We start from the raw sequence: 25,326 nt of genomic DNA on the forward strand, positions 1-25,326 counted from the left end.
CATGCGCGTGACCTCTGTCGAGTCGACCGAGCTCTTCGTAGGAACCACCGAGCAGCCACGCCAGGTGGTGGCCGTCGAACTGAGCCACACCCCCGGCCGGACCGTCCGCCTCACGGTCGAGGGCCCCGGCGTCGCCGGAGAGGCCCACGCCACGGCGGCCGACGACGGCACCGTACGCGCCGAGATACCCGTGCTCACCGGCCTGTCCCCCGGCGACCGTCGCACCATCACGGTGACCGCCACCGACGAGGGCGACGAGGCTCAGGTCGCCGTGCACACCGACGAGTTCACCGCGGCCGAGACCGGCTGGACCATGTTCATGGTCAGCCACTTCCACTACGACCCCGTCTGGTGGAACACCCAGGCCGCGTACACCGAGACCTGGGACGTCGCCGACGACCCGGCCACCACCGGCCTGCCGGCCCGTACCTTCGACTCCCGCGGCCGGTCCGGGATGAGCCTCGTACGCGCCCACTGCGATCTCGCCCGGCGCGACCCCGCGTACACCTTCGTGCTGGCGGAGGTCGACTATCTCAAGCCGTACTGGGACTCCTTCCCGGAGGAGCGCGCCTTCCTGCGGGAGCTGCTGCGTACCGGCCGCGTCGAGATCATGGGCGGCACCTACAACGAGCCCAACACCAACCTCACCGGCGCCGAGGCCACCATCCGCAACGCCGTCTACGGGGACGGGTTCCAGCGTGCCGTCATGGGTGCCTCGCCTGAGACGGCCTGGCAGCTGGACGCCTTCGGGCACGACCCGCAGTTCCCCGGCCTGATGGCCGACGCGGGCCTGTCCTCCAGCTCGTGGGCGCGCGGCCCCTACCACCAGTGGGGCCCCACCCTCTCCGTCTTCGGTGAGGAGCCGCGGGATCCGAAGCGGATGCAGTTCCCCGCCGAGTTCTCGTGGATCGCGCCGTCAGGTCGCGGGCTGCTGACCGCGTACATGGTCAACCACTACGGCGCCGGCTGGGTCATCGACAACGCGCCGACGCTGCCCGAGGCGCAGGCGGCGGCGTTCAAGCTGTTCCGGGGACTGAAGCAGGTGGCGCTCACCCGCAACGTGCTCCTCCCGGTCGGCGGGGACTACGCCCCGCCGTGCCGCTGGGTCATGGACATCCACCGGGGCTGGAACGCCCGTTACGTCTGGCCGCGCTTCGTCAGCGCGGTGCCGCGCGACTTCTTCGCCGCCGTGCGGGCCGAGCTGGACGCCGAGGGGCGCAGGGCCTCGCCGCAGACCCGGGACATGAACCCGGTCTACACCGGCAAGGACGTCTCCTACATCGACACCAAGCAGGCCCAGCGGTACGGCGAGACGCTGCTCGCGGACGCCGAGGCCTGGGCGACACTCGCCTCGCTCGTCACGGGGCACGCCTACCCGGACGCCGCTCTCGACAAGGCCTGGCGGCAACTGATCTACGGCGCCCACCACGACGCCATCACGGGCTCCGAGTCCGACCAGGTGTACATCGACCTGCTCACGGGCTGGCGCGAACTGGCCGACCTCGCCGAAACCGTGCACGCCGACGCGACCGACGCCCTGGCCCGAAGAGTCGCCGCGCTGCCCGGCGGCGACCACGACCTGGTCGTCTTCAACTCCGCCACCTGGGCCAGGCAGGACGTGCTGACCGTCGCCGACCCCGGGCTCGTCCCCCTCGACGACACGGGTCTGCCACTGCCCGCCGTCCGGGAGAACGGCGAACTGCGCGTGGTCGTCCCCGAGGTCCCCGGCATGGGTCTGAAGGCGCTCCCTCTCGCGCGGGGCACCGTCCCCGAGTGGACACCGGGCGAGGGCGCCACCATCCGCAACGAGTTCTACGAGCTGACCGTGGACCCGCAGCGCGGCGGCGGCGTCAGCAGACTGCGCGCCCTCGCGGAGGGCGGCCGGGATCTGCTGCGCACCGGCGAGATCGGCAACGAGCTGGTCGTGCAGGAGGAGTACCCTCGCCACCCCCGCTTCGGTGAGGGCCCCTGGCATCTCACGCCGACCGGCACCACCGCCGCCCGCAGCCGTGAGGTGCACGCCGACGTCCGCATCGAGCACTCCCCTGCGGGCTCCCGGATCACCGTCACCGCGGACCTCGGCCTCTTCCGCTACACACAGCGGCTCTGCCTGTGGAAGGGGGTCGCGCGCCTGGACGTGTCCACCACCGTCGACGGCTACGACGGCTCCGACCGGCTGATCAGGGTCCGCTGGCCCTGTGACGTGCGGGGCGGGCTGCCGGTGCACGAGGTGGCCGACGCCGTCATCGGGCGCGGGTTCGGCTTCGTGGAGGTCGACAGCGAGCGGTTCCCCTGGACGCTGGACAACCCCGCCAACACCTGGTTCGGGCTCGGGTCCACGGCCCGCGCCGAGATCCGGGACAACACGGGCACGCTCCTCGGCCACCGTTCGATCGGTGTCGCCGAACTCGTGTACGGCTCCTGGGACGAGGCCGGCGAACTCGGCACCCCGCTCGCGGCGGCCCTGGTCCGCGCGGGCGTCACCGCGACCTCGACGATCGCCGACGGGCCGCGCTACGGGGACCTGGAGGTCGACTCCAACCTGCCCGACGTCCGCATCGCCGTCGGCGGCCCGGACCGCAACGCCGTCGTCGCGGAGGCGCTCGGCTGGGACCCGGCCGCCGGACGCGAACTGCGGCGGCAGCTGGCCGAGAAGGGTGTGGCGGCCGTCTGGGTCGCCCCGCGTGCGAGCCTGCGCGAGGAGTGGGTGCCCGGAGCCGACCTGCGGGACCTCGAACGGCTGCCGCTGCTCGTCGTGGCGGGCACCCGGCCAAAGGACGACGCCAAGGCGGTCGACGCGCTGGTGGCGGACCTGGACGACGCGGTGGTGCAGGCCACAGCGGCGGGCGGCGGTGAGGCCCTGCCGCCGGGCGACGCCTGGGACGGCCGCAGCTTCGCCGTCCTCAACCGCGGTACACCCGGCTGTGTGGTCACCTCCTCGGGCGACCTCTACATGTCGCTGATGCGCTCGTGCACGGGCTGGCCCTCGGGCATCTGGGTCGACCCGCCCCGCCGTACGGCCCCCGACGGCTCGGCCTTCCAGCTCCAGCGGTGGTCGCACACCTTCGAGTACGCCGTGGTGGGCGGCGAGGGCGACTGGCGCGAACTGGGCCTGCCGCGCACCGGTCACGCGTACAACCGTCCGCTCACGGCGCGGTTGCGCGACGGGGGTGAGTCCCCGGACGGTCCCGTGCTGCCCAGGCGCACGGCTCTTCTGGGACTGGAACCGGCGGGCGAGGTGCTGCTCGACGCGCTGAAGCCGGTCGGGTCGCCCCTGGCCCGCGGCAGCGTGGCCGCGCCGGACCCGGGGCGCGGAGTGGTCGTACGGATGCACGAGGTGTCGGGCCGCCCGGTCCGGGCCCGCGTCCACGGGCCGGTCGCCTGGACCGCCGGAGCGCGCGCCGACGTCCTGGAGACACCCGGGGAGCCGGCGGCCCCGGACGAGAACGGTGTTCTGGACATCGCTCTCACCGGGTTCGAGGTCGCGACGGTCCTGGCGACTCCACGGGAGACGCCACGGGAGACCACGGCCGGGCCCGGCGTTGCCGCGCACGAGCCTGCGCAGCCCGTCCACACGCGGTACTGGCTGCACAACTCCGGTCCCGCTCCGCGCGGCAACCTGCCCGTCGCGGTGTACGTCTCGCCGACCGCGCTCACCGCCTCCGGACCGGTGACCGCGACGGTCCGTGTCAGCTCCGAACTGACGGACGCCCCGGTCTCGGGCACGGTCGCCCTGCGAGTACCGCCGGGCTGGTCCGCCGAGCCCGCCGAACTGCCGTACGCGCTGGGCCCCGGCGGATTCACGCTCGCCGAAGTCACCGTCACTCCCGCCCCCGACGCCCCACCCGGCCGCCACTGGCTCGCCGCACGCCTCTCGCACGGCGGCCAGACGTACGAGGACGTCGTGGCCCTCGATGTGCCGGGCACCGTCCCGGGTGACGAGCCGGACGGGCGGACGGGCCCGGCTCTGGTCTGCCGGATCGGAGCCGAACGCGTGAGCGTGCGGGCCGGCGAACGCGTCCGGGTTCCGGTGGCCCTGCGCAACACGACGCGCGGCCCGGTCGACGGCACGTTGTGGGCGGTGTCGTCGTGGGGCACCTGGCCGGGGGTGACCCCGGGCAGTCAGGGCTTCACCGTGCCCGCCGGAGGGAGACGGGAGTGCGTGATCGAGGTGGACGGCGACGCGGTGGCCGCGGGCTCGTACTGGCTGCTGGTGAAGACGGCCTGGCACGGCAACGTCGCCTACACCGAGGCCGTCCCTCTGGAGGTGCTGCCGTGAGCGGTCACGGACACGCGCACACGCATCCACCCGACGGCCCCGTGACCGCCCGGCCGCCCGAGGGCTCGGCCGCGCTGGTGCACGGCGAGGCACTCGCCGCGCGGCACGTCGACGCACTGCTGAAGACCGTACCGCCCCGCGATCCGGGGACACGGCCCGACGCGTCGGCGCGCGCCGAACGGCAGCGGCGGCGCTGGGCGACCCAGGTCGTCGTCGTGGACGAACTGGCCCGCCGGGCCTGCGCCGAACGCGGGCTGCGGCCTCCCGAAGAGGTCCGGCCCTCCGACGTCCTCGCCGTGGCCGAGGCGGACGTCGCCGATCTCGGCAGCATCGTCGCGGCGGTACTCGCCCACTCCCCGGCCGCCCGGGCCTTGCTCGCCGCGCTGGAGGACCGACAGGACGTTCCCGAGTCGGCGGTTCGGGACTACTACGAACGCAGTCCGGACCGCTTCCTCACCCGGGACGCACTGCGGCGCGGCGTCGATCCCTTCAGCGCCCCCTCCGGCGGGGCGCAGCCCGCGGACTTCCTGCCGTACGAGGCCGTACGCGCGGGCATCGCGCACGAGTTGCGCCGGTCGGCAGGCCGGCGCTCGTTCTTCGCCTGGCTGGACGAGGCACGGGCCGGGGTGGTGTACGCGACCGGGCACGAACATCCCGGCGATCCCACCCACCCGGACCACGAGCACCGGCACTGATCCGGTCCGGAACCTAAAAGCAACACGGAACCCCATTGACCTCCGATGAATTCTGGTCCACATTTTCATCAATCGGAGTCCAAGTTGGTGAATTGAACCAGCAGCAGACTGGGTCTCAGGAGGGCAGCAATGCGCGCAAGAAGACTGACCGGATCCCTGGCCTGTCTCGTCGTACTGACGTTGACGGCCGCAGGCTGTGGCCTCTCCGGCGGCTCCGACGACGGTGACGCCACCGCGGGCGGCTGCAAGGTGGACAAGGGCAACGTCGGGTCCGGCGAGCTCACCGGCGACGTCAAGGGAAAGATCACTTTCCAGACCACCAACCTGAAGAAGGACTTCGGCACCTACTTCAACGGCGTCATCAAGGCCTTCGAGAAGGCCCACCCCGGTTCGAGCGTGAAGTGGATCGACGACCCGGGCGACTCGACCTTCACCCAGCGCCTGGTCGCCGACGCGCAGGGCTGCACGCTGCCGGACGTGGTCAACATCAACGTCAACACCTCGATCGCGCTGACGAAGAACGGCTACCTGCTCGACCTGGACAAGAAGGCGCCGGACGCGGGCAAGCCGTTCACCGACGCGATGTGGAAGTCCAGCACCTACGCCGACGCGGACGGCACGAAGGTGCACAGCGTGCTGCCGTGGTACTCCGGCGGCATCGTGCAGACCTTCAACACGGCGCTGATGAAGAAGGCCGGTCTGGACCCGGCCAAGCCCGCGACGACGATGTTCGGCATGTTCGCCGACGCCGAGAAGATCGCCAAGGCCTCGGACGGCGACTACTACGCCTTCCTCGCCAACCCCTCGCTGCGCATCCCCGCCGACTGGCAGCAGATGGGCGTCAAGGTGCTGTCCGCCGACGGCAGGTCCTTCACCTTCGCCGACGACCCGAAGACGGTCCGGTGGGTGGACTGGATGAAGAGGCTCTACCAGGCCGGCGCCATGCCCCGTGACTCGATCTCCTCCAACCAGGACCCGTCCTCGGTCTACGGCCAGGGCAAGCTGGTGTACGGGCAGACGAACCCCAACTACCTGCGCTTCATCGAGCAGAACAACCCGACCGTCTACAAGAAGACCGGCGTCGCCCGTTACCCGCTGGACGACCTCGGCCACACCGTCGGCGCCCCGCAGTACATAGGCGTCGCCTCGACGAGCAAGAACGCCCCGACGGCCCTGTCGTTCGCGCGGTTCCTCACCAACGCCCAGAACCAGCTGGCATGGGCGAAGGACCCGAACGTGGTGATCTTCCCGTCCACCTCGGAGTCTCTGAACGACCCCTTCTTCCAGAACGTCAAGGGCGACGACCCCTTCGCCGAGGCCCGCAAGATAGTGGCCAGTGACCGCCAGACCTCCACAGCCGACGAAATCACCCTCACTCCGGGCGAGTTGAACGCCGTCACCGCCCAGGTGCAGCTCGCGATGCAGGGCAAGAAGAGCGCCCAGGACGCGCTCGACGAGGCCCAGTCCAAGGCCAACGAGCTGATCAAGCAGGGCAGCTGACCATGGCTCAGCGAGTTGCCCGCACCACCCTCGACGGGCCGCCCGTCCCCACTCCCCCGGGGGCGGGCGGCCCGCGCCCCGGCACTTCCCCGACACCCCCGCCGGGGCCGCTGCGCCGTGCGCTCCGCGCCCTCACCCCCGGCCCGACCAGGGACGCGGGGGGCGCGGCGCTCCACCGCCGCTGGTGGCTGCCCTGGCTGTGGATGGCGCCGGCGGTCGTCGCCATCACGGTCTTCGGGGTGTGGCCGTTCCTCAACACGCTCATCCTGTCCTTCACCGACGCCAAGCCGCTCGGCGGCGCGTTCAACGTGGTGGGCCTGGACAACTACACGCGGATGCTCGGCGACGACGACTTCTGGCTCGCCACCCGCAACAGCCTGCTGTACGCCGTCATCGTCGTCCCCCTGATGGTGTTGTTGCCCCTGCTGCTGGCGATCCTGGTCGAGAAGAACCTGCCGGGTATCGGCTTCTTCCGCTCCGCCTTCTACACGCCCGTCCTCGCCTCCAGCGTGGTCGTCGGGCTGAGCTGGCAGTGGCTGCTCAGCGACCAGGGGCTGGTCAACACCTGGCTGGAGAAGGCTCACCTGATCCGGGCGGCCATTCCCTTCCTCTCCGACCCGTGGCTGATCCTGCTGTCGGCGATGGGCCTGACCCTGTGGAAGGGCCTCGGCTGGTACATGATCTTCTACCTGGCCGCGCTCGGAAACGTACCGAAGGAACTGCACGAGGCGGCCTCCGTGGACGGCGCGGGCGCGGCCCGCCGCTTCTGGCACGTCACGGTCCCCGGCGTCCGCCAGTCGATGATGCTGGTCGGCACACTGACCGGCATCGGCTCGCTCCGCGTCTTCACCGAGATCTACATGCTCGGCGGCTCCACCGGCGGCCCCGGCGGCGCCGACCGCACGCTCCCCTTCTACATCCGGGACGTCGGCCTCGACCCGCTCACCGGCAACGCCGGTTACGGCGCGGCCGTCAGTGTCGCCCTCTTCGTACTCACCCTGGGCCTCACGCTCCTCGCACAACGACTGACGAAGGAGGACGAGGGATGACCGGCATGACGACCGCTGTGGAGAAGCGCCGACGCCTGATGCCCCGCTGGCGCGACTACGGCCGCCCCCGGGAACTGATCGTCCGCTACCTGCTGTTGCTGTTCGCCCTCGGGATCACCGTCGGACCGCTGCTGTGGCAGGCGCTGTCGTCGCTCAAGGGCGCGGGCGAGGACGTCTTCGGCGCGGGCGCGTCGCTGATCCCCCACGATCCGTCCCTGCGGGCGTACCGCGAGATCTTCGACCAGGTCCCGGTGTGGACGTACATCAGGAACAGCCTGTTCGTCGCCGTCATCTCCATCACCAGCCAGCTCGTCTTCTCCACCATGGCCGGGTACATGCTCTCCAAGCCCGCCTGGAAGGGCCGCAAACTGGTGTGGGTGCTGCTGATGGCGTCCATGATGTTCCCCTTCGAATCCATCATGGTGTCGCTGTTCCTGAGCATCCGGGACATGGGCCTCATCGACAACCTGGTCGGCGTCTGGCTCCCCGGCTTCGTCGCCGCCATCAACGTCCTCATCATGCGGGCCGCGTTCCTGGCCGTCCCCCGGGAGATCGAGGACGCGGCCATGCTCGACGGTGCCGGGGAGTGGAAGCGGTTCCGGTATCTGTATCTGCCCTCCGCCTACGGGGCGATCCTGGTCGTCACCATCAACACGTTCATCAGCGCGTGGGACGACTTCCTCTGGCCGCTGATCGTGCTGCGCTCTGAGGAGCACTTCACCCTGACACTGGGGCTCGCCCGGTTGCAGACGTCGTCCTTCGGCTACGACCAGCGCATGGTGATGGCGGGCTCGGTGATCTCCGTGGTTCCGGTGCTGCTGCTGTTCGTGATCACCCAGCGGTGGTTCTACCGCGGTGTCTCCTCCGGGGCCGTGAAGCTCTGACGCCCCGCCGTGCGGTTCCCGCCCGTCACCCCTCGACGCGCAGCACCGCCGGTACGGCTCTCAGGGCGGCCCGCGCCGACTCGGCGACGCGGATCTCCAGGGTGCCGGGCAGCACGGCCGTCTCCAGGTCGGCGCCGACCTGCGCGAGCCGGTCGGCGCCGAGGTGGAAGGCGACCGTGCGGGACCGCCCCGGTTCGAGTCCGACGGCCTGGAAGGCGCGCAGTTCGAGCGTGCGCGGCCAGACGGGCGTCCGCAGACGGCGGATGTAGAGCTGGGCGACCGTACGGCCGTACCGCCCCCCGGTGTTGGTGACGTCGACCGTGACGGTGTGCCCGGTCAGGCGCGGTGGTCCGTACCGGAAGCTCGTGTACGACAGCCCGTGCCCGAAGGAGTAGAGCGGCTCGGCGCTCTCGTCCGCGTAGGCGCCGTACTCGATGTCCTTGTGGTTGTAGTACACGGGGAGTTGGGCCGCCGAGCGTGGGACGGAGACGGGAAGCCGCCCGACCGGCTCGGTGCGGCCGAGGAGCACTTCGGCGATCGCATCGCCGCCCCACGGGCCGGGATACCAGGCGGTGAGCAGCGCGCCCGCCCGCTGCGCCGCGTCGGGAACCACGTGCGGGCGGCCCTGGACGAGGACGACGACCGTGGGTGTGCCGGTCGCGGTGACGGCGTCCAGCAGGGCGTGCTGGGCCTTGCCGAGCCGCAGCGCCGCCAGGTCGGCGCCTTCGCCGCAGGTCATCTCGGAAACGGCGGCGCTGGCGGCTCCGTTGGCCGCGAAGTCGGTGTCCGGGGTGCGCGCGCTGCTGCCGCCCAGGGCGAGCACGGCCAGGTCGGAGGCGGCTGCCGCGGCGACCGCCGCGGGGATACCGGAGAGGTCGTCGCCGGTGAGCGCGCAGCCCGGGGTGTGGCGGATGTCGACGCCGGGCGGGGCGAGTCGCCGCAGTCCGTCGAGCAGGCCGGTGCCGGCAACGGGGCGCTGCGGGGCGGTGTAGTCGCCCAACTGGTGGGTGATGGTGGCGGATTGGGGCCCCAGTACGGCGATGCGGGAGACGGTCGCCGATATGGGCAGTAGGCCGCCGTCGTTGTGGAGGAGGGTGACGGCGGCTCGTGCCAGGGCCGTGCTCACGTCCCTGCCGTGGGCCGGCGGAGACGTCGTCGGCCCCCGCTGTTCGAAGAGCCCCAGCCGGAACTTGAGCCGCAGGACCCGGGCGACGGCCGCGTCGAGGACAGCTTCGTCCACCAGCCCTCGCTCGACCGCCTCCTCCAGGTGTGTGAATCCCTCGTCCCAGAGGCTGAGGTCGACACCGGCGTTGAGGGCGAGTGCGCCCGCGGACACCTTGTCCCCGGTGATGCGGGCCAGCCGGTCCACGGCGAGGCCGTCGGCCATGACCAGCCCGTCGAAGCCCCAGCGCTCGCGCAACAGGCCCGTGAGCAGGGCCCTGTTGCCGGCGCAGGGGAGGCCGTCGACCTCGTTGTACGCGGCCATGACGGCGGCGGCGCCGGCCCGGGTTCCGGCACGGGCGGCGGGGAGATGGATTTCGTGGAGCTCACGGAGCCCCAATTCGGACTCGGCGGAGTTGCGCCCTCCCACCGTGGCGCCCTGTCCGGTGAAGTGCTTGAGGACGACGGGGGCCCTGTCGTCGGCGAAGTACTCGGCGCACTCACCCTGCATGCCCCGCACGAGGGCTTCGGTGAGGCAGGCCGCCAGGTACGGGTCCTCTCCGAAGCACTCCTCGGTGCGTCCCCAGCGCGGGTCACGGGCGATGTCGAGGGCCGCGACCAGGGCCACATGGCCGCCACGGGCGCGCAGTTCGGCCGCGGCGTGGGCTGCGGCGTCCTCGTACAGCTGAGGGTCCCAGGTGGCACCGACGGCCAGGTTGACGGGGAGGACCGTGCCGTCGAGCGCCATGTGGCCGTGCGGCACCTCCTCGACGAACAGCGCCGGTATGCCGAGCCGGCTCCGCCCGACGACGTGCCGCTGCACGAGGGCGGCGAGGGCTGCGCCGTCCTGGGCGTCCGGCCCGTTGGTGTGGTCGATGCCCGACCAGGCGTCGGCACGCTGCAGCCCGTACAGGGCGCCGAGTCCGGCGAAGCGCTCGGTCTCGGCGTACAGCGCCTCGGTGAGTTCGAAGCCGTCCGGTGTGCGGCGGTAGGCGTCCCAGCCGTACATCCGCTGGTTGAGCTGACCCGCCTTCTCCCGCAGGGTCATACGGGGGAGCAGGTCGGCGACCCTGGCGTCGACGGCCGCGTCCGGGTCCAGGTAGAGGGGCCCCTCGCCGTCGTGGCCCCCAAAGACCTCGGATCTCTGCTCGGCGCGAGTGGCCGCGTGTTCCGGAGTCGTCATACGGCCGGTTCCTTCCGTGCTGTCGGTGCCGTGCTGGTGAGACGTGCTGTCGAGTCCCGCGAACGGGAGGCCGGGGTCGGTCAGGTGGCTGGAGCGGGGGGCGCCGGGCGGCCGTGTCCCAGCCGGGCGAGAGCCACGGCGCCCCGGCAGCCGTCCGCGACCCAGTCGAGCCGCAGGCCGAGGGTCCCTAGTCGCTCGCCCAGGGAAACCGTCAACGGACCGTCCGGGCCGAGCAGTCCGCCGGTGGCGACGACGGGCTCGCCGGGGTGGGGCTCCAGAGCGCGGATGGTGTCCAGCAGGTGATCCACCGCCTCTTCGAGGATCGCCTCCGCGACGGGGTCCCTGCCCCGGGCGGCCTCGGCCACCAGCGGGGCGAGCCAGGCGAGAAGGATCGGCGGCCCGGCCATGACGGCGGGCAGCAGATGCATGCGATACGCCTCCCGCCCCGCACGCGTCCACTCCAGCTCCACGGGAAGCCGCCTGTCACCGCCTTCACCGCGGCCGGTGTCGGCACGGCCGTCTCCACCACGGCCGGCGTCACTGCCGGCATCGGCGCGGGCGCCTTCGCCACGGCCGACGTCACCGCGTTGGACGTCGGCCGAGCCGGTGGGTGGCCGCGCCTCGGTCGGCAGCTCCAGTGCCCGGCCGACCAGGTCGGCCAGCACGGTGGGTGCGCCGCGCCCGTCCGCCATGCGCAGCGCCGCCCGTACCGCGCTGCGGCCGATCCAGAATCCGCTGCCGTCGTCGCCGAGCAGCCAGCCGTCGCCGTCGACGGAGACCGCGCAGCGGCGGTCGCTGATACGGATCGCCACCGCGCCGGTACCGGCCACCAGGGCCAGGCCGTCGGCCGGCACACCGGGAGCGGAGGCGAAGGCCGCCTCGATGTCGCTGCTGACGCCGATCGAGCCGGCCGCGATGCCCAGGCGTCGTAGCGCGGCGGTGAGCGCGGCCAGGGCGTTGAGGCGTCCGGGCTCGTCGGGAGAGGTCTGCGCGGCGCCTGCGAAGCCTCCGGCCACGGCGACGACCCGCGCCCGCGCCCGCTCCGGCACCGCCCGGGCGATGGCCTCGGCCAGGTGGTCGGTGAGCCGCGGCACCGGGACGGTGAGGGCGTTGCCGGGCCCCGCGGCGCCTTCGCCTAGCACACGGCCGTCCACGGCGGCTGCCAGGACGGCTCGGGTACGGGTGCCGCCGGCATCCAGGCCCACCACGAGATCCTGAGCCAGATCCTGGTTCAAATCACTGTCCATTGCCGACCATGGTGGTTGATACATTCGCCGAGAACAAGACCCGACCGCGCGTCGGGACGGGTTTCCACCCGTTTCCACTCCCTCAGCCGGGCCACCCAACAACTTACGGAGGACTCCATCAGCGCTTCACCCGCGTCCGTCCCGTCCGCCCCCCGCTTCGGCGTGAACTACACGCCCCGCCGCGGCTGGTTCCACTCCTGGCACGACTTCGATCCGGCCCACGCCCGCGAGGACCTGGCCCAGATCGCGGGGCTCGGCCTCGACCACGTACGTGTCTTCCACCTGTGGCCACTGCTGCAGCCCAACCGCACGCTCATCCGCACCACGGCGGTCGACCAGCTGGTGCGGCTCGTCGACCTGGCGGCCGAGGCGGGTCTCGACGTCCTCGTGGACGGCGTGCAGGGCCATCTGTCGAGCTTCGACTTCTATCCGGAGTGGACCCGCGGCTGGCACCACCGCAACGTGTTCACGGATCCCGAGGCCGTCGAGGCCCAGGCGGAACTGCTGCGCGTCCTCGGCCGCGCGCTCGCCGACCGGCCCAATCTCATCGGACTCCAGCTCGGCAACGAACTCAACAACCTGGTCGAGCACAACCCGGTGACGGCCGGGGAGGCGGACCACTACCTCGACACGCTGCTCGCGGCCGCCCGGGACGGCCTCTCCGACACCGCGCCACACCACCTCATCACCCACTCCGCGTACGACGCCGCCTGGTACGGCGACGACCACCCGTTCACCCCCGAGGCCTCGGCCCGCAAGGGGGATCTGACCACCGTGCACCCGTGGGTCTTCTCCGGTGACTGCGCACGCCGCTACGGCCCCCGCTCCTTCGAGGTCCTGCACCTGGCCGAGTACGGCGTGGAGCTGGCCAAGGCGTACGCCGAGGACGTGACACGACCGGTCTGGGTGCAGGAGACCGGAGCACCGGAGCCGCACATCCCGGCCGCCGACGCCCCGGAGTTCGCCCGCTCGACCGTGCTGAACGCCGCCGGGTGCGGGGGGCTGTGGGGCGTGACCTGGTGGTGCTCGCACGACGTGGACCGCTCCCTCGCCGACTACCCGGAGCTGGAGTACACGCTGGGTCTCTTCGACTCCGCCGGCCGCGCCAAGCCGATCGCCGCCGCGTTCGCCGAGGCGGTCGCCGAGGCGGTCGCCGAGGTGCGCGCCGCACCCCGGCCCGGGCAGCCGCGTGACAAGGCCCTGGTACTCGCCTGCACACCCGCCACCCGGTCGGTGTCGGGTCCGGGCGGCAGCTTCTTCGAGGCGTGGATGCGGCTGACCGAGCAGGGTGTCCGCCCTGCCGTGGTCCTGGCCTCCCGGGCGGACGACACCGCTCACCTCGCGGCCCGGGGGATCACGGAGCTCGTACGCGGCACGTGAACACGGCGGGGCGGGGCGGGCCGGAGCACGGTCCACGGGAGCACCCGAGTACGCAGGCCAGGCAGCACCCGAGTACGCCGGCCGTGGCAGGGGTGGGTGCCACGGCCGGCGGCCGTGGCTCACCGGCCCGCCAGCACCTCCGCCACCGCCTGCAGGTTGACGCGGCCCCGCCCGTACGAGCAGAGGCTGTCCCCGTCCTCCGGCAGCCCGGTGGAGACCCGGACGGCGTCCGGCCGCCGGCCGAGGATGGCCGCGCGGAGGCGGGCCTGCCAGGGGTGCAGCCCCGCGTCACAGGTGGCGATGATCAGCGGCGAGCCCTCCGCCCACCGCAGGATCCCGGCGACGAGGGCCGCCGGGTCGGACGGCTCTCCGGTGACCGCTGTGCCGGAGGCCGTGGGGTCGACGGCGCGCAGCTCGGTGAGCAGGTCCTCGCCGCCCCAGTTGAGCGCGGGGTGCGGCGGTGGGAACAGGTCGACGACGTGGGCTCCGGTCACGGGCGGCCGCGCGGGCCTGCCGCGCACGGCCCGGCGCGCCGCTTCCGGTCCGGCCCCGACGTCCCAGCCCGCGACCGTGCCGGGGGCGGCCGGGGCCGCGTACCTCTCGACGAGCCGGCCCACACGACCCGCGGCCTCCAGCACACGCTCCTCCGGCAGCACGCCGGCGCGCAGCGCGCCGAGTACCGCGTCGCGGCAGGCGAGGGTGGTCTCCAGGGCCGGTACGGCGACGATCACCTGGTCGGCTCCCGCGGCGAGGGCGATGCGGGCTCCCGCAGCCTCGCCGTAGCGGTCGGCGATCGCTTTCATCTCCAGCGCGTCGCTGACCAGGACGCCGTCGAAACCGAGTTCGTCGCGGAGCAGGTCCCGCAGAATGCGGCGGCTCAGCGTGGCCGGGCGGCCGGGGTCGAGCTTCTGGAAGACGACATGGGCGCTCATCAGCATCGGTACGCCCGCGGCGACGGCCGCGCGGAACGCTTCGAGGTCGGGCAGGAGCTCCTCGTACGACCGGGGGTCGACGGCCGTGTCGTGGTGACTGTCGGTCACCGTGCCGCCGTGGCCGGGGAAGTGCTTGGCACAGGAGGCGATGCCACGTGCTTCGGTGGCGGTGATCCAGGCCCGCAGATGGCGGCCGACAAGCCCGGGGTCACCGCCGAAGGAGCGGGTGCGCACGATCGGGTTGTCCGGGTGGTGCTGGAGGTCGACGACCGGGGCGTACGAGGCGGTGATGCCGAGAGTGGCGAGATGTCCGGCCAGCGCGTCGGCGCAGCGGGCGGTCAGCTCGGTGTCGTCGACGACGCCGAGCGCGAAGTTGCCGGGGACGTCGGGGGCGCCCGCGCCCACGAGGTGGCCGATGCCGCCGCCCTCGTTGTCGATGGCCACGAGCAGGTCGGGGCGTATGACCCGCAGCTCGTCGGTGAGTCGGCGCACCTGCTCGGCGTCGCGCACGTTGCGGGTGAAGAGGATGACTCCGCCGAGGCCTCGGTCGATGAGCCGCTTCAGGGTGTGAGGGACGCGCGCGGTCCCGTCGAAGCCCGCGACGAGGCAGCGGTGGGCGGCTTCGTCCAGGTCGACGGGCAGCGCTGGACCGTCGTACGCGGCGGGGACGGTGTGGGTCACGGCGGCTACCCTCCGGTCGGATGATGCGAACCACCAAAACATAACCCCAAGGTGAATCAATCAACCAGCCTCGTTGTCGTATGCACCGATCTCGTGCCGGGGGCCTGACCCGTATGCGTTCTGAGCCCGTCTCCACCACATCCCCATGCGCTCTCCTGGAGGGGTAAGCCGTGACTCCGCCCCCTCGTAAACGAGGGGGCGGAGTCACTCAGATCCGTCGCCTGGAACATGACCTTGGAGGACTCCTACTGGACCCGTTCGACACCGGGCGCCCGCTGCAGCCGACTGGCCTTGGGCAGCAGGCCTTGAAAGCCCTCGGACAACCCAGTGCCGAAGAACTCAACGACCTGGTGAAGAACAGGCCAGGCGGAAGGCCAGAACAGGACCCGGGACCGCCGGCGGAGTGCCGCTCATGAGGCCTCATCATGGACTCGTGACAACGTGGATGCGCTGCTACTGGGACGAGGAAGACGTCTGGTTCTACTTCGAGGTGAACGCCGAAGGCTGGGTGACCCGGCAGATCGAGCTCCAAGGCCCTGAACTGACGCCGATCGCAGCCGCTTCCCTCGACGAATGGCAGCAGGCCCACGACGCGGGCCTCCTCGACGAGTACGACAACAGGTTCGGCATCACAGCTGAACTACCCGTCTCAGAGTGGGAAGGGCACGATCCAGAGAAGCTGGCCCCCGAGGAATTCGAGGAGCTCTGGGGAACTGCCCGCCGGCAGATCGCAGCCCGGCCCCGCTGATCTCTCGGCCCTGCGGGAGCTTCTTGAACGCCTGCACCGCGTCCTTGCTGGCCGTCGGCCGCTCGGTAGCCTCTTGACCCTCACACCGTGTCAGCCTGGATCCACCGCGTGACGGCTGAGCTGTGGACAGAGAAACCAGAAGAGGCGCCTGCTGACCTGGGATAATGGGAGTTCTTTGGGCTTCCACCAGTCCCAATCGGCAAGGCACCTCGTAAGTGAAATCGTCCCCTGCCCGCTCTGGTCGCCGAGAAGGTGAAGCTGACGGAGGGGTCGAACGGTGCGGGCATGGCCGCGGACGCGAAGGTGATGTCCGTCGTGGCCGGGATGATGGCCGGTGCGGACAGCACCGACGACCTGGACGTGCTGCGCCACGGGGGCCTATCCCGGTTGTTCGGCGGGGTGCGTGCCCCGTCCACCCTCGGCACGTTCCTGCGCGCGTTCACCTGGGGTCATGTCCGCCAACTGGAGTCCACGGTACGGGCGTTCACTTGCAATCTGGCCGCACACACCGGGCTTCGCCAATTTGGAGGACTCCGCGCTGGGCCACCTGCCCTCGGGGAAGTTCACCGCAAACATCGCCTGGCTCACCCTCGCGGCCACCGCCTACAACCTCACCCGCGCCATCGGTTACCTCGTCTCGGTCTTCCATGGCAAAGCGAGGACCGGCACCATCCGACAACCCTTGATCCAGATCCCGGCACGGATTGCCCGCCCCGGGCGGGGCGTGGTCCTGCATCTGCCCCAACGCTGGCGCTGAGCCGACGACTTCACCGATCTGTGGAGGGCCACCGGGCACCGCATGCTCACCTGAAGCCGCCGCCCACCACTCGCCCACGATCAGGAAGAACCTCGGGGAACCCGCCACCGGGACGGCCACCCGGAATACAGTCCTGCCCGAATACACGAAAACTATCAGAAACCCACCCAACGACGACGATCAGGAATCACGCGGTGGATCGAGGCTGAGCTGAAGCGAGCGAGGCTACGAGGGGCTGTCGCCGCAAGGCAAGGTGAGTTGAGTGACTCGCGCAGCGTCAGCGGACCCATCGGCGTTCACAAGAGCGCAATTGTTCAACGCGTTCACGCACTCAGGGATGGGATCGTCTTCCCGTGTTCGGAATTGGCCAGTTTCCTGGAAGGTACGCGCAGCCATAGCCGGGAGGTAGTGCGCCTCGCGGAAGGAGATGTGAGGGATGACAACTCTGTCGAGTTCGGAAGCGTCCGTGACCACGCGGCAGGCAGCGGTGGAGGGCACCTTCCAGTTGCCGTCGTTCTTCATGCCGTTCCCGGCCAGGGTGAACCCGCACCTGTCGACCGTTCGTCCACGCGTTCACGCCTGGGCGCGATCGGTTGGGCTCCTGGAACCGCAGCACGCTGACTCATGCCATGGTGGATGGAGTGCCGAGGTCTTTGACCGGGCGGATTTCACGCACTTCACCGCCTTGATCTATCCCCATGCCTCCGCCGAGGAACTGGAGCTGCTGTCCGCCTGGCACAGCGTCATCTGGTGTCTCGACGACACCTTCTTGCCGTGGTGTGAATCTCTCAGCAGCCGGCAACAGATCCTCCAGCACATTGAGCGGCTGATGACCTTCCTGCCAGTACGGGCAGACACCTCGGAGCCGCCCCCGAAGCAGCCGCTGGAACGTGCTCTGGCGGACCTGTGGCGCCGCACGGCGCCTTCAGCTTCCGCCTCATGGCGACTGCTGTACACCAGGTCCGTGCAGGAGTTCCTGGAAGCATCACTGTGGGAGGCGGACAACCTCACCCGGCGCAGGTCCCCCGACTTCATCGAGCAGACCGAGATGCGCCGCGACTATGGTGCGGCCGGGTGCAGCGCACTGCTGATGGAGCACTCACTCGGCTGGGAGATCACCGCGGGCATCCGGGGAACACGGCCTTTTGCCGTATTGATCAACGCGTTCCGGGACACCGTCGATCTGCACAACGACATCGTGTCCTACCTCAAGGAAGTCCGCGAAGGCGTGACCAGGAACAACATCGTGCACGTGGCCCAGGAACTGTACGAGATCCCCCTGGCCGAAGCCGTCTCCTTCGTCAACCGCATCCTGACAGGCCGGGTGAGGACACTGCACGAAACCGTCCAGGCCGACCTGCCGCAAACACTCCATGACCTGAACGCCGATCAGGACACCCAGCATGCCGTGCTGCGGCACGCCCAGGCCATCCAAGGCTGGGCTGCCGGCTCTTACCAGTGGCACAAGGAGACCGGCCGCTACCGACGCCTGGCTGACTCCGGCTGAGCCTCGATCTGCCGCGTAGCGGCCGGGCTGCGGACGGAGAAAACAGAAGAGGTGCCCGTGACCTGGGATGATGGGAGTTCTGACGCTTCCAGCAGTACCAACCAGCAAGGCACCTCTCAAGTGAAATTGTTCCATAGCCCGGCGCGGGTGTTCGCCGCGTTCGACGAGCCGAATCTGATCGCGCATGCCGGGCTGGTCCCGGCCGTCCGGCTGGCCGAGCGGTGCGGCCTGCCGGCTCTGGTGGCCGAGAAGGTCAAGCTGAGCGGTGCGAAGAACGGTGCGGGTACGGCTGCCGACGCGAAGGTGATGAGCGTCGTGGGCGGCATGGTCGCCGGAGCCGACTCCATCGACGACCTGGACGTACTGCGGCACGGCGGGCTGCCGAAGTTGTTCAGCGGGGTGCGGGCGCCGTCCACGCTGGGCATGTTCCTGCGGGCCTTCACCTGGAGCCACGTGCGTCAACTGGAGTCCGCTGCACGCGCGTTCGCGTGCAACCTGGCCGCTCACACGGGCTTCGTTCCGAAGGGGGACGAGGTGGTGTTCGTGGACATCGACTCCAAGGTCAAGCAGGTCTACGGCCCGCTTCACCGCCTTCACCAGCAAGAAGAAGCAGTTCCACACCACCGCCCGGCTCATCGTCCGCCGCGTGAAACGACTGAACCCCAAGACGGTGCCTGAGGGGCAGAGCGCACTGTTCGCCGTCTGGCGCTATCACGTGATCTTCGCCGACAGCCGCTTCGTCCTCACCGACGCCGAGCCCATGCACCGCGATCACGCCGCGGTGGAACAGGTCTTCGCTGACCTGGGGACTCAGCCCTCGCTCATCTGCCCTCGGGCACATTCACCGCGAACGCCGCCTGGCTGACCCTGGCCGCAGTCGCCTACAACCTGACCCGGGCCGCCGGGCATCTGGCCTCCACGTTCCACGCACGGGCACGGACCGGCACCATCCGCCGCCACCTCATCGCCGTTCCCGCCCGGCATCCACCCCAAGACAGCCGAACGCTGGGCCACCCTCGTCGGCGGGAACTGGTCCGAATACTTGACAGCGCGATGGGCCGCCCCGCAGGGCTAGGCAGTGAGGACCTCCGCCAGGCTGGCTGACTCAGGTGCGGGCCGCCACCCTGCGTCCGACGTTTCTGCGGTCGGCTGGCAGTAGCCGCCGCGTCCGGGGCTCAGGATCCGGTGCGGTAGCGGGTGAGCATGAGGGCGACGGCTTCGTCCACGATCGTGGTGTCGGTGGGGTCGGGCGGGACGAAGTCGGTGCGTACGAGCTGAGGCCACAGGAGCTGGCCGCAGATCATGCCGAGGAACTGTTCGGCCACTGCGGATGCCGGCTGTGTCTGTCCGTCGGCCGAACGGAAGTCGAGTGTGCCGGCCTGTGCCTCGGCGTCCAGGTAGTCGCGGAGCCGGTCGAAGAAGGGTCCGCGGTCGATGGCGAAGCCGGTGCCGACGATGTCGGCGAGTTCCGGCATCTGGGGAAGTTCGGTGATGATGAGGCGGCACAGCGCCGCCGTGCCGGGCCGCGAGACCAGGCAGGCGTAGTCGCGGCCGATGTGGTCCAGGCCGTACCGGGGATCACCGGGCGGGGGCGGTTCGGCGTACTGCACGTCCAGCTGCCACTGCTCGGAGGTGACGGCCGCGAACAGCGCAGCTTTGGAGGGGTACCGCTTGAAGAGGGTGCCTGTGGAGACGCGGGCCTCCCTGGCGATCTGGGCCAGGGAGGTCTTGTCGTATCCCCGGGCGAGGAAGAGGTCGCGGGCGGCGCGGATGATGCGCGCGCGGTTCTCCGCTTTGATCTGCGCGTGATACCCGGCTTTGGTCTGCGCGCCATACCCGGCCTGGCACGTATCGCCACCGGTCTCCGCTCGGTCCGCCACCGACATACCCACGCCCCTCGCCCGTCTCCCAGCCGCATCCCCGCTGTCAGAGGACGGTCTGGCCACCGTCCAGGATAAGGTCCTGGCCCACAGCGAAGGCGGAGACGTCGGAGGCCAGGTACACCACGGCTTCCGCGACCTCCTCGGGCATGCCCATGCGACCCAGCGGGATGCCGGCGCCGATCCCTTCCAGGACCGCCGCCTGCACCGCGGGGTCCTCGATCCCGAGCTTGGAGTAGAGCGGGGTGTTCACCGGTCCGGGGCTGACCGCGTTGAACCGGATGCCGTGCGACCTGAGCAGGTCCGCGTTCCACGACCGCATCAGGGAGGAGACAGCCGCCTTCGTCGCGGCGTAGGCGTTCGACTGCCCGTAGCCGCCGTGCGCGCTGTTGGAGGCGTTGAGGACGACCGAGGACGGGTTGGCCAGCACGGGCACCAGGGCCTGCGTGAGGAAGAAGACGCTCTTGACGTTGATGTCGAAGAGCCGGTCGAAACTGTCCTCCGTGTGGTCCTCGAACGGCCGCCAGTCCGAGACGCCGGCGTTCAGGAATGCCACGTCCAGCTCCCCGAAGTGCTCACGCACCCGCTCCGCCAGGCCGCGCTGCGCATCGAGATCGCGTGCATCGGCCTGCACCACCGGCACCTTGTCCCCGAGGACCTGCCGCGCCCTGTCGATGCTGGCCGGGGTTACGCCCGTGACCAGCACCTCGGCCCCCTCCGCAACAAAACGCTGCGCGGTCTCCAGACCGATCCCACTCGTGCCGCCGGTGATGAGGGCGCGCTTGCCCGCAAGACGATTCATGTTCATTGTTCCTTGCCGAGTCGTAAGGTAAGTCGATGGACTCACCATCAGAAGGTAACTCCCGTGATGCCCATAAGGCAAGTCGCTCCACTTACCATCGTGGGCCTGGTGCGGTTCGGCGACCATGCGCACCCCGCAAAGGGCTCGCCGTCCGCGGGGAAGCTCGCGGTGCTCATCGGGCACCGGGGTGGTCGCGTCGCGGCAGCCGCTCGGCGACCAGGTCGTAGGAACCCTCGACCGCGTCAGTGACCAGACGCTCGGTGATGCCGGGTCCCGCCCCCAGCGAGATCCAGTGGCGCTTGTCGAGATAGCGGCCCGGTGTGATCGAGGCGTAGCCGCGTTCTTGCGCGCGGGCGTGTTCGGGTTCGCACTTGACCGTGATGATCTGTTCGTCCGGGTCGTCGGTGACGATGAGGAACACCTTGCCCGCGACTTTGTACACGTCGAGTGCCGGGGTGAAGGGGTAGCCGTGGCTGACGCCGGGGAGGGCCAGGGCCGCCTGGCGGGCGGTGTCCTGGAGCCGGTCACCGGCCGCGCTCACCGGGCCGCCCGCGCGCCGGTGCCGTAGGTGTGCGGGTCGACAGGCCGCTCGGCCTTGGGCAGGTGGGCGACGACGAGCCGGTAGGAGTCGGTGACGAGTTCCCTGACGAGTTCCTCGTCGACGCCTTCTCCGCTCTCCAGGGTGATCCAGTGCTTCTTGTTCATGTGGTAGCCGGGGGTGATGTGGCTGTACTGCTCCCGCAGGGCATGAGCTTCACCGGGGTCCGCCTTGAGGATCACGACGGGCCGCCCCGGGACCTCGGTCATCAGCATGAACACCTTGCCGCGCACTTTGAAGACCTCCCAGTCCGGGCCGAAGGGGTGCTCCAGCTGGGCTCCGGGGAGTTCCTCCGCGTAGTCGGCGGCGGTCTTGTGCAAGGCCGATCCGTTCATGGGGCGTTGCCTCTCTCAGGTAGTGACAGGTGCGGCATCGAAGGACGCGGAGGGCACGCGCGCGGGCGCGGCGGCACGTCCCATCCTTTCGTCGAAGCCGACGAGAAGGACCGTAGGCTGCGGACACATGATGGTCGACAAGCGACACCCCGACTCGAGCGGAACTGCGGCCGGACCGGCCGCGGTTCGGCTGTACGGTTTCCAGCCCCCGGTCGGTACTCCGTACGGCCTTGAGGTGAGTACCGTCGAGGATTTCTTCGCCCAGCACGACGACTGGCCGTGGAACCCGCCCCGTCCGGGCCGTGCCACCTTCCACTACCTCATCGCCGTCACCGAGGGTGAGCTGCGGCACGACGTCGACCACGTCACGCGGACCGTCGCCCCCGGCCAGTGGCTGTGGGTGCGTCCCGGACACGCGCAGTGCTGGCATCCGCCCGGCGCGGCCCGCGGCCCGTTCATCCTCTTCGAACCGGACGTGTTGCGGCCCGACCTCGCCCGTCTCCTGGCCCCGCTCACCGCGCACGAGGCCCCTGCCGTGCTCAGCCCGCACCCCGACGACACCGTATGGCTCCAGCAGACGGCACTCCAGCTCCTGGACGAACACCGCGCACTGGGGCGCCGCCCCCTCGACATCCACCACGCCCTGCGGCGCAGCCTGCTCGAATCGCTGCTGCTGCGCCTGGCCAACTCCCTGGACATCGCCCCCATCGGCACGGCCACGACCGGCACCGGCCGTGCCGACAGGTACGCGCGCTTCCTGGACGCCCTGGAGCTGCACTTTCGCGAACTGCACCAAGCAGCGGACTACGCCGAGTTGCTCGGCTGCTCGGTCCGCACCCTCAGCCGTGCCGCCCGGGACGCCACCGGCAAGGGAGTACGTGAACTCATCGACGAGCGGCGCCTCCTGGAAGCCCGGCGCCTGCTGGCAGGCGCCCGGTGGGACGCCCGGGCTGTGGCCGTCCACCTCGGCTTCACCGACCCCGCGAACTTCGGCCGCTTCTTCCGCGGCCATACCGGCCTCACCCCGGCCGCCTTCGCCGCCCGCGCAGCGAGGACCCACGCGTGACGGAAACGCGGCGCAGGACCCGTGCCCGTCAGGAGGCTCCCGGCCCCCTTCGCGGTCTGCGTGAACGCCCGATGGGTGCACTGGCGTGTCGGTAATCGAGAGCTGCAGTATTCGCCCAGAGGGCGAGTGTCGGGTCGCCACCCACCAGGCTCCAGACGATCCGCCCGGCGGCGTCGGCCCGGACGGCTTGCGGGATCCCTGACCGCGCCCGGAAGAGAACTGCGTCGATCGCTCTCCGGTGAACAGCCCACCCTCTCCACGGAGCCTGCCTACGGGCAGATGCGGGCGCCGTTCGGGGAATCGAGCAGGGCTGCCGCCGGTCCGGGGGACCTCAGCGCGCTCGAGGGAAAAGCTGCTCGACAGCGGTCACCACTGCGACGCGGCGGGCGGCGGCGGTGGGGTCCACGGCGTGTGCGGCGGCGGCCTCGCTGAGTTCGGGTTGCGACGCCCAGGTCATGGCGATCTGGTTGACCAGGGCGAGGACGTCGGCCGGGTCCCAGGCGGGGTCGAGCTGTCCGGCCTGTTGCACCTGGCGGAGCTGGTCGATTTTGCGGGCGAGCACTGCCTGGGCGGGATCGTCGGCAACGGCTGTGGTGCCCGGCAGTTCGAGGCGGCCCCAGGCGATCAGGCGGTAGTGGTCCGGACGGGCGACAAAGTAGTCGAACAGGCGGCCCGCGTAGCCAGGAAGGTCGCACGGGTCCATCTGGGTGGCCTCGGCGATGACGACGTACTCCCGTGCAGCGACGTCGGCATAGAGCGCGTCTTTGCTGCGGAAGTAGGCGTAGACGCGTTCTTTGCTGGTCCTGGCGAGCTTGGCGATGCGGTCCACGCGGGCGCCGGAGATGCCATGGCGGGCGAACTCCTCCATGGCAGCGGTAAGGACGCGCTCGCGCGTGGTGTCGCCGACGGCGGGCGCTGCGGTCCGGCCGGAGTCGCGGGACTGGGGCATGACCCCAGGATAGAGCACCGAACCGTTTGGTTTGGCATCGCGGGTGCTCGGGCGTACAGTCAAACTGAACAGTTCGGTTTGACCTCTGCGGGTGAAGCCGGCGAAACACTGAGGGAGTGAACTCATGCAGCACCGCAATCTGGGCTCTCAGGGTCTGCGCGTCTCGGCGCTCGGCCTGGGGACCATGGGGATGTCCATGGCCTACGGCGCCTCGAACGACGACGAGGGCATCGCGACCATCCGCCGCGCCCACGAACTCGGGATCGACTTCTTCGACACCGCCGAGCTGTACGGCGCCGGTACCGGCAGCAACGAGATCCTCCTGGGCAAAGCGGTCCGCGACTTCCGCGACGAGGTGGTTCTCGCCACCAAGTTCGGCTTCGACATGACCGCCCCGGCGATCAGCCCCGCCTTCGACAGCCGCCCGGAAAACATCCGCAAGGTCGCCGAGAACAGCCTGCGCTACCTGCGGAGCGACCACATCGACCTCTTCTACCAGCACATCTCCGACCCCACCATTCCGGTCGAGGAGGTCGCCGGCGTGGTCGGCGAGCTGATCACCGAAGGCAAGGTGAAGTACTTCGGCCTGAGCAACGTCGGCCCCCAGTACATCCGCCGCGCCCACGCCGTCACCCCGGTCTCCGTGCTCCAGTACGAGTACTCGCTCTTCGAGCGCGAGGTGGAGGAGAAGATCCTTCCCGTCCTGCGGGAACTCGGCATCGGCTTGGTGCCCTACTCCCCGCTCGGCCGCGGCTTCCTCACCGGCGCGGTCAAGCCCGCGAGCGAGTACCCCGCGGACGACATGCGCAGCTGGGACGAGCGCTGGCAGGGCGAGAACTACACGTACAACCTGCACGCCACCGAACAGCTCAAGAATCTGGCCGGCACCAGGGGCATCACCACCGCCCAGCTCGCGCTGGCCTGGCTGCTCGCCCAGGGCGAGGACGTCGCGCCCATTCCCGGCACCCGCAGCACCAAGCGCCTTGAGGAGAACGCCGGCGCCGCCGACGTCCAGCTCTCCGCCGCCGATCTGGCCCGCATCACGGAGATCCTTCCCCACGGCTCGGCAGGCAGCCGCCTCCCGGTCGCGGTCCTGTCCAGCTTCACCACAGACTGACCGCGCTGACACAGGGATGAACAGGTTGGGGCGGATTTCCTCCACCGACTCCCCGGCTGCTTTGCGGAGTGGGCCGGCGGTGCTGTCCTGATCCAGCTTTTGGTCAGATCAGAGAGCTCAGTCCTTCTCACACACCGCGAGAACGTTGTCGGAGGGGTCTTTGAACCAGGCGAAGAGGGGACCGATGCCGCGGTAGACGCCGTGCTCGTCGACGCGCGTTCGGAGTCGTACCGCTCGAACAGCACTCCGCGGTCGCTCAGCTCGGCGACTGCGGCGGGGACGTCGTCGACGACGAAGTTGAGGACGGTGAAGGTGGCGGGCTGGTGCGCCTCGCCCTTCGGGTAGGCAACCGCCTCGGCGCCGCCGGGTAGGTGCAGCACGAGCATCGCGTCGCGCTCCTCCGTTACGGAGGCCGAGGACGTCACCGTAGAACGTCTGAGTGGCGGGGAGGTCGAGGACGGAGGATGACCTGTATCCGTCGGTGAACAGGGACCTGGGGCTCTCCTTGCGGGTGGTGGGGTGTCAGCGGGCGAGGTCGACGCCGCTCGGGCCCGGCTTCCTCCCTGGAGCCGACCA

General features: G+C 70.4%; 21 protein-coding genes and 1 pseudogene. 14 read left to right on the top strand and 8 right to left on the bottom strand.

Annotation, left to right across the window (positions count from 1 at the left end; translation table 11 throughout):
- Position 1 precedes the first annotated feature (1 nt).
- From AB0D14_RS36980 to AB0D14_RS37000, 5 genes are all read left to right on the top strand, one after another.
- Positions 2-4,279, top strand: coding sequence for an NEW3 domain-containing protein (locus AB0D14_RS36980; protein ID WP_362787504.1), 4,278 nt, complete (start codon positions 2-4; stop codon positions 4,277-4,279).
- Between the two features lie 41 nt (positions 4,280-4,320).
- A complete protein-coding gene (locus AB0D14_RS36985) occupies positions 4,321-4,974 on the top strand; it encodes a peptidyl-prolyl cis-trans isomerase (protein WP_362787526.1) in 654 nt (217 codons plus the stop codon).
- Between the two features lie 129 nt (positions 4,975-5,103).
- Positions 5,104-6,474, top strand: coding sequence for an extracellular solute-binding protein (locus AB0D14_RS36990; RefSeq protein WP_362787505.1), 1,371 nt, complete (start codon positions 5,104-5,106; stop codon positions 6,472-6,474).
- A 2-nt stretch (positions 6,475-6,476) separates the two neighbouring features.
- Positions 6,477-7,523 (top strand): sugar ABC transporter permease, encoded by a 1,047-nt coding sequence (locus AB0D14_RS36995; RefSeq protein WP_362787506.1) that lies wholly within the window; start codon positions 6,477-6,479, stop codon positions 7,521-7,523.
- Between the two features lie 5 nt (positions 7,524-7,528).
- On the top strand, positions 7,529-8,407 hold the full coding sequence (locus tag AB0D14_RS37000; protein ID WP_362787527.1) for a carbohydrate ABC transporter permease: 879 nt from the start codon (positions 7,529-7,531) through the stop codon (positions 8,405-8,407).
- A 25-nt stretch (positions 8,408-8,432) separates the two neighbouring features.
- Here the strand turns inward: AB0D14_RS37000 and AB0D14_RS37005 are convergent, their stop codons facing one another.
- Together AB0D14_RS37005 and AB0D14_RS37010 are read right to left on the bottom strand one after the other, a co-directional pair.
- Positions 8,433-10,616 carry a glycoside hydrolase family 3 N-terminal domain-containing protein gene (locus AB0D14_RS37005; protein WP_362787528.1) on the bottom strand — a complete coding sequence of 728 codons (2,184 nt, stop codon included), beginning with the start codon at positions 10,614-10,616 and terminating at the stop codon, positions 8,433-8,435.
- Positions 10,617-10,831: 215 nt separating this feature from the next.
- On the bottom strand, positions 10,832-11,998 hold the full coding sequence (locus tag AB0D14_RS37010; protein WP_362787507.1) for a BadF/BadG/BcrA/BcrD ATPase family protein: 1,167 nt from the start codon (positions 11,996-11,998) through the stop codon (positions 10,832-10,834).
- Between the two features lie 117 nt (positions 11,999-12,115).
- Between AB0D14_RS37010 and AB0D14_RS37015 the strand changes: the two genes are divergently transcribed.
- Positions 12,116-13,378 carry a glycosyl hydrolase gene (locus AB0D14_RS37015; protein ID WP_362787529.1) on the top strand — a complete coding sequence of 421 codons (1,263 nt, stop codon included), beginning with the start codon at positions 12,116-12,118 and terminating at the stop codon, positions 13,376-13,378.
- A gap of 119 nt (positions 13,379-13,497) precedes the next feature.
- Here AB0D14_RS37015 and AB0D14_RS37020 read toward each other — a convergent pair whose 3' ends face one another.
- A complete protein-coding gene (locus AB0D14_RS37020; RefSeq protein WP_362787508.1) occupies positions 13,498-14,991 on the bottom strand; it encodes a glycoside hydrolase family 3 N-terminal domain-containing protein in 1,494 nt (497 codons plus the stop codon).
- A 445-nt stretch (positions 14,992-15,436) separates the two neighbouring features.
- On the opposite strand from AB0D14_RS37020, the gene AB0D14_RS37025 reads away from it, so the two are divergent.
- From AB0D14_RS37025 to AB0D14_RS37050, 6 genes and pseudogenes are all read left to right on the top strand, one after another.
- Positions 15,437-15,739, top strand: coding sequence for a hypothetical protein (locus tag AB0D14_RS37025; RefSeq protein ID WP_362787530.1), 303 nt, complete (start codon positions 15,437-15,439; stop codon positions 15,737-15,739).
- 300 nt (positions 15,740-16,039) lie between these two features.
- A pseudogene (locus tag AB0D14_RS37030) lies at positions 16,040-16,210 on the top strand (IS1380 family transposase); the annotation flags it as partial.
- Entirely contained in the window at positions 16,191-16,496 is a 306-nt protein-coding gene (locus tag AB0D14_RS37035; protein WP_362787532.1) for a hypothetical protein, read from the top strand. The pseudogene AB0D14_RS37030 and the gene AB0D14_RS37035, both read left to right, overlap by 20 nt.
- A gap of 436 nt (positions 16,497-16,932) precedes the next feature.
- Positions 16,933-18,003, top strand: coding sequence for a hypothetical protein (locus tag AB0D14_RS37040; RefSeq protein ID WP_362787509.1), 1,071 nt, complete (start codon positions 16,933-16,935; stop codon positions 18,001-18,003).
- A gap of 51 nt (positions 18,004-18,054) precedes the next feature.
- The gene (locus AB0D14_RS37045; protein ID WP_362787510.1) at positions 18,055-18,681 is read left to right on the top strand and encodes a hypothetical protein; all 627 of its coding nucleotides are present in this window, start codon (positions 18,055-18,057) and stop codon (positions 18,679-18,681) included.
- Entirely contained in the window at positions 18,650-18,868 is a 219-nt protein-coding gene (locus tag AB0D14_RS37050) for a hypothetical protein (RefSeq protein ID WP_362787511.1), read from the top strand. Before AB0D14_RS37045 ends, AB0D14_RS37050 begins: the two co-directional genes overlap by 32 nt.
- A gap of 310 nt (positions 18,869-19,178) precedes the next feature.
- Here the strand turns inward: AB0D14_RS37050 and AB0D14_RS37055 are convergent, their stop codons facing one another.
- The 4 genes from AB0D14_RS37055 to AB0D14_RS37070 form a co-directional block, all read right to left on the bottom strand.
- A complete protein-coding gene (locus AB0D14_RS37055; protein WP_362787512.1) occupies positions 19,179-19,889 on the bottom strand; it encodes a TetR/AcrR family transcriptional regulator in 711 nt (236 codons plus the stop codon).
- 40 nt (positions 19,890-19,929) lie between these two features.
- Entirely contained in the window at positions 19,930-20,685 is a 756-nt protein-coding gene (locus tag AB0D14_RS37060) for an SDR family oxidoreductase (RefSeq protein ID WP_362787513.1), read from the bottom strand.
- Between the two features lie 172 nt (positions 20,686-20,857).
- Positions 20,858-21,226 (bottom strand): MmcQ/YjbR family DNA-binding protein, encoded by a 369-nt coding sequence (locus AB0D14_RS37065; RefSeq protein ID WP_362787514.1) that lies wholly within the window; start codon positions 21,224-21,226, stop codon positions 20,858-20,860.
- On the bottom strand, positions 21,223-21,618 hold the full coding sequence (locus AB0D14_RS37070; RefSeq protein ID WP_362787515.1) for an MmcQ/YjbR family DNA-binding protein: 396 nt from the start codon (positions 21,616-21,618) through the stop codon (positions 21,223-21,225). Before AB0D14_RS37070 ends, AB0D14_RS37065 begins: the two co-directional genes overlap by 4 nt.
- A gap of 127 nt (positions 21,619-21,745) precedes the next feature.
- Between AB0D14_RS37070 and AB0D14_RS37075 the strand changes: the two genes are divergently transcribed.
- Complete coding sequence (locus AB0D14_RS37075) at positions 21,746-22,684, top strand: AraC family transcriptional regulator (RefSeq protein WP_362787516.1); 939 nt, start codon at positions 21,746-21,748, stop codon at positions 22,682-22,684.
- 331 nt (positions 22,685-23,015) lie between these two features.
- On the opposite strand, the gene AB0D14_RS37080 is transcribed toward AB0D14_RS37075, so the two are convergent.
- Entirely contained in the window at positions 23,016-23,633 is a 618-nt protein-coding gene (locus tag AB0D14_RS37080; protein WP_362787517.1) for a TetR family transcriptional regulator, read from the bottom strand.
- 124 nt (positions 23,634-23,757) lie between these two features.
- Here AB0D14_RS37080 and AB0D14_RS37085 point away from each other — a divergent pair, with 124 nt between their 5' ends.
- Positions 23,758-24,750 carry an aldo/keto reductase gene (locus AB0D14_RS37085; RefSeq protein WP_362787518.1) on the top strand — a complete coding sequence of 331 codons (993 nt, stop codon included), beginning with the start codon at positions 23,758-23,760 and terminating at the stop codon, positions 24,748-24,750.
- The last annotated feature ends 576 nt before the right edge of the window (positions 24,751-25,326 follow it).

It is taken from the genome of Streptomyces sp. NPDC048484 (assembly GCF_040651415.1).
In the GTDB taxonomy this organism is placed as follows: Bacteria; Actinomycetota; Actinomycetes; order Streptomycetales; family Streptomycetaceae; genus Streptomyces.

Coding starts and splice junctions, on each gene's coding strand:
- AB0D14_RS36980 (WP_362787504.1), top strand. CDS start 2: ATGCGCGTGACCTCTGTCGAGTCGACCGAGCTCTTCGTAGGAACCACC.
- AB0D14_RS36990 (WP_362787505.1), top strand. CDS start 5,104: ATGCGCGCAAGAAGACTGACCGGATCCCTGGCCTGTCTCGTCGTACTG.
- AB0D14_RS36995 (WP_362787506.1), top strand. CDS start 6,477: ATGGCTCAGCGAGTTGCCCGCACCACCCTCGACGGGCCGCCCGTCCCC.
- AB0D14_RS37000 (WP_362787527.1), top strand. CDS start 7,529: ATGACGACCGCTGTGGAGAAGCGCCGACGCCTGATGCCCCGCTGGCGC.
- AB0D14_RS37005 (WP_362787528.1), bottom strand. CDS start 10,616: ATGACCCTGCGGGAGAAGGCGGGTCAGCTCAACCAGCGGATGTACGGC.
- AB0D14_RS37010 (WP_362787507.1), bottom strand. CDS start 11,998: ATGGACAGTGATTTGAACCAGGATCTGGCTCAGGATCTCGTGGTGGGC.
- AB0D14_RS37025 (WP_362787530.1), top strand. CDS start 15,437: ATGCGCTGCTACTGGGACGAGGAAGACGTCTGGTTCTACTTCGAGGTG.
- AB0D14_RS37035 (WP_362787532.1), top strand. CDS start 16,191: ATGTCCGCCAACTGGAGTCCACGGTACGGGCGTTCACTTGCAATCTGG.
- AB0D14_RS37040 (WP_362787509.1), top strand. CDS start 16,933: ATGACAACTCTGTCGAGTTCGGAAGCGTCCGTGACCACGCGGCAGGCA.
- AB0D14_RS37055 (WP_362787512.1), bottom strand. CDS start 19,889: ATGTCGGTGGCGGACCGAGCGGAGACCGGTGGCGATACGTGCCAGGCC.
- AB0D14_RS37060 (WP_362787513.1), bottom strand. CDS start 20,685: ATGAATCGTCTTGCGGGCAAGCGCGCCCTCATCACCGGCGGCACGAGT.
- AB0D14_RS37070 (WP_362787515.1), bottom strand. CDS start 21,618: ATGAACGGATCGGCCTTGCACAAGACCGCCGCCGACTACGCGGAGGAA.
- AB0D14_RS37075 (WP_362787516.1), top strand. CDS start 21,746: ATGATGGTCGACAAGCGACACCCCGACTCGAGCGGAACTGCGGCCGGA.
- AB0D14_RS37080 (WP_362787517.1), bottom strand. CDS start 23,633: ATGCCCCAGTCCCGCGACTCCGGCCGGACCGCAGCGCCCGCCGTCGGC.
- AB0D14_RS37085 (WP_362787518.1), top strand. CDS start 23,758: ATGCAGCACCGCAATCTGGGCTCTCAGGGTCTGCGCGTCTCGGCGCTC.